Here is a 3,828-nt window from a genome sequence, read left to right on the forward strand (position 1 = left end):
GGATGACGATCGCGACTCTGGATGATGACGAGCGACAACTCGCACTAGCAGAGTCACAAGCCAAACTGGCACAAGCTCGTAGCGAACTGGCACGGCTGCAAGTGGGGACTCGATCGGAAATTATCGCTCAACGACGAGCGCAAGTACGTTCCGCTCAGGCGAGCGAACGCGAGGCTCTGGATAACTTGAATCGCAACGCATCGCTGGTCAAAGCTGGGGCGATCGCCCAACGGGTACTGGTAGAATCTCGCGCCAGTGTCGATACTACACGGGCACAGCGGGCGCAAGCAGAAGCGACTTTAGCAGAAGCCACGGCTGGCCCGACTCGCGAGGAAATTGACGCGCAGAAAGCCAGCGTCGCTGCGGCTCAATCGGTGGTCAACCAGTCTCGACTCACCCTAACGCGGACTCAAGTTAAGTCGCCGATTGCTGGTACGGTGCAAACGCGGCAGGTAAATGTGGGCGATCTGGTCGAGAGCCGCGATTCAATAGTGACGCTGGTAAATAATAACGAGTTGGATGTGTTTTTGGAACTACCAGAACAACTTACTGGTAGCGTGAGGACTGGCTTACCCGTAGAACTCCGAGCGCGCGCTCTACCAGATTGGCGCGGACGCGCGACGATTAGCGGTGTGGTTCCGGCGGCTAATGCCGCATCGCGACGGCAACTAGTACGGTTGCGGTTGCTAAATCCACCTCAGAATTTATTACCCAAGATGGCGATCGCGGGTACGCTCCAGTTACCGATCGCGGCAACTAATCTGGTCGTCCCTCGTGATGCGCTGGTTCGCCGCGATGAAAACTGCCTGGTGTATACGGTTCGGGATGGTAAGGCGGTGGAAGTTAAAGTGCAGATGGTCGCCGATCTGGGCGAAACGGTGGCAATTTCTAGCCCTCAGTTGCGGGCGGGGCAGGCAGTGGTAGTGCGAGGCAGCGAAGCACTCAAGTCAGGATCGCCCGTGCAGGTCGTCGAAAACCAAAAAACGAACAAAACCTCATGAACTTCATTGAAACTGCGATCCGGTGGCGACACGGTACCTTTGTGTTGTTTTTATTGTTGGTGATGTTTGGATTCGTCGCCCTGTTTCGGCTGCCGTTAGAACTCCAGCCTGGAGGCGATCGACCGGAAATTACGATTTCTACGCCTTATATCGGTGCAGCACCCTCTGAGGTGGAAAATTTAATCACCCGCCCGATCGAGGATGTGTTAGAGGAAATTGAAGGGATTCAAGAAATTACCAGCCAAAGTTTATCGGGATTTAGCACGATTACGATGAAATTTGATTGGGGTACCGATGTCGATGCGCGGCTGGTGGCGACACTCAACAAGCTCCAGCAACTCGGAGATCTCCCAGCGGAAGCGGGTGATTCGGATATTCAGGTCGCCAGCGGCAATAATAACCCGATGATCTGGCTGGTGCTCAAGCCCAAACCAGGCTTTCAGACTGACTCTAACCGTTATCGCGACCTAATCGACCAAACGATCGAACCCGCACTTCGCCGAGTGGAAGGCACGAGTCGATTTTTTATCATTGGCGGGCAGGGACGGGTGGTAGAAGTATTAGTCGATCCCAAAGCTTTGGCCGATCGCAATCTTAGCTTGACTAATGTTACAAGTACGTTGAGTACCAATAATCGCGATATTCGCGGTGGCCCTCTAGTCATCGGCAAACGCGAATATCAAGTGCGGACGGTCAACCGCGCCCAAGCAATTAAACAGCTTGAAAGCTTTGTGCTGCGGCGCGATGACTCTGGGACGGTATATCTCCGCGATGTGGCTACTGTCGAAATGGGGCGCAAGTTCCAAGACAGTGCGTTTTTATTTAATGATGCGCCCTCGGCAGGCATTGGGATCATCCGCCGCGTGGGGGCGAATGTGCCGGAGGTAGCCAGGGGTGTCAAGGAGGTGTTGGCGAATTTAGAAGCCCAATTCGATCGACAAAACCAAGGCGTGGCTTTCGAGATTCTTTACGATGAGAGTACTTATATCGAGCAGTCGGTGGCGAATGTGCGCGGCGATTTAATTACGGGTGGCGTGCTGGCGATCTTGGTACTGCTGTTATTTTTGGGTTCGCTGCGGACGGTAGTAGTGGTGGCGATTAGCATTCCGATCGCGATGGTTGTAGTATTTATCGTCAGTGCCGTTTTGGGTCGATCGCTCAATATTATCAGTTTAGCGGCATTGGGGTTTGCAGCGGGGATGGTGGTCGATAATGCGATCGTCGTCATCGAAAATATTTTCACCCACATGCAGCAGGGCAAAGATCGCCTGCAAGCGACGATCGACGGCACCCAGGAAGTCAGCGGGGCAATTGTGGCGGCAACATTAGCAAACGTGGCCGTATTTGCGCCGTTGGTGCTGGTAACGGGCGAAGTCTCGCAGTTATTTATCGATATGGCAATTACGATTACGGCGGCGGCAGTATTATCGATGTTTGCCTGCTTGACATTTTTGCCGATGCTGGCAAGTCTGGTACTCGATCCCGCCGAGGCGCAGCAAACGTTTCAAGTGGGCAATACCAATACTGCCGAGCAGGTGCAAGTTCGCCGCAACTGGTTGGAAGGATCGATCGTCCGTACTTCCGCCGCATTTCGACGGTTACAAAGCAAATTAGAAAGCTTTTTGTTAGCAACAGTCGGATGGGCATTAGGGCCGGGTCGGATGCTGCGGCGGCTGGCATTATTATCGATTCCGATCGTGTTATTGGTATCGAGTATTTTCTTGCTGCCCTCAGCCGATTATCTGCCCCAAGGCAACCTCAATTTTGTATTTTGGTTGACCGAGAACTTTCCTGGTACCAGCGTCCCTGAAGCCGTCAAGCTGTCAGCACCAGCCCGATCCTATCTCAAACAGCAACCCGAAATCTCCAGCACCTTTTTTGCCAACTTTGCCCAGTTTCGCGGGATTGGGATGTCCTTGAAACCTGATTCAGCCACGGGCGGCGGACTGGCAGACATGGAAAAACGTTTGACTGGCAAAAGCTTCGGTTATCCAGGTTACAAATTTATGTTCCCGATCCGGTTCCCGATCTTCAACGATCCGGGTAAATCCTTTGAGGTGCAAATTATCGGCCCCGATCTCACTCGACTCAACCAGTTAGAACAACAGTTAATTAAGCAAATCTCCGCCCTGCCAGGAGTTGCCAATGCCCGTTCCAATGCGATCGATGGTGCGCCCCAACTGCAAGTAATTCCCAATCGCGAACGCCTCGCCGAGGTCGGACTTTCCGAATCAGAAGTCGGCGCGATGGTGGAAGCGGCTCTAGGAGGACGCTTTGCATCACAATTTATCGACGGCAAAGAAGAACTCGATGTCACCGTCCAGTTGCAAAATATCTTTGTCAAAACACCCGAACAGTTGCGGCAATTATCGCTCTACAGCGCACAGATTCCCCAGACGACATCGAGCACCACCCCCACAACGGCAACTGCTACAACCACACCAACCCCCACTGGCGGACAACTTCAGCTCGCGGATGTCGCCACCGTCAAAGAAACCATCGGCCCTGGCGTAATCAATCATGTAGACTTAGAACGCTCCACCACCCTGACTGTCAGCCTGACTCCCGCCGCACCCTTGGGACAGCTAGTGAGCCAAACTGAATCGCAAATCCTCGTCCCCTTACGCACCAAATTACCGCCAGAATTTCGCTTAGAATTGGCTGGCTCTGCCGATCGATTATCGGAAACCGTCAGTCAACTCGCTGCGGCTTTTGCGTTCTCGGTAATTATTACCTACTTACTGCTGGTGGCTCTATATCGATCGTTCCTGTATCCGCTGGTGATTATGGCAACCGTACCGATGGGATTGACTGGCGCACTATTGAG

At 53.2% G+C, this 3,828-nt stretch carries 2 protein-coding genes; both read left to right on the forward strand.

Annotated elements, in window-relative coordinates; genetic code table 11:
* On the forward strand, positions 1–1,001 hold a 1,001-nt coding region (locus tag RMO52_RS04275), incomplete at its 5' end, for an efflux RND transporter periplasmic adaptor subunit (RefSeq protein WP_310411186.1).
* Positions 998–3,828 (forward strand): efflux RND transporter permease subunit (locus RMO52_RS04280; protein WP_310411189.1); only part of this gene is annotated, 2,831 nt, incomplete at its 3' end. The genes RMO52_RS04275 and RMO52_RS04280, both read left to right, overlap by 4 nt.

It is taken from the genome of Chamaesiphon sp. OTE_8_metabat_110 (genome assembly GCF_031382685.1).
In the GTDB taxonomy this organism is placed as follows: domain Bacteria; phylum Cyanobacteriota; class Cyanobacteriia; order Cyanobacteriales; family Chamaesiphonaceae; genus Chamaesiphon.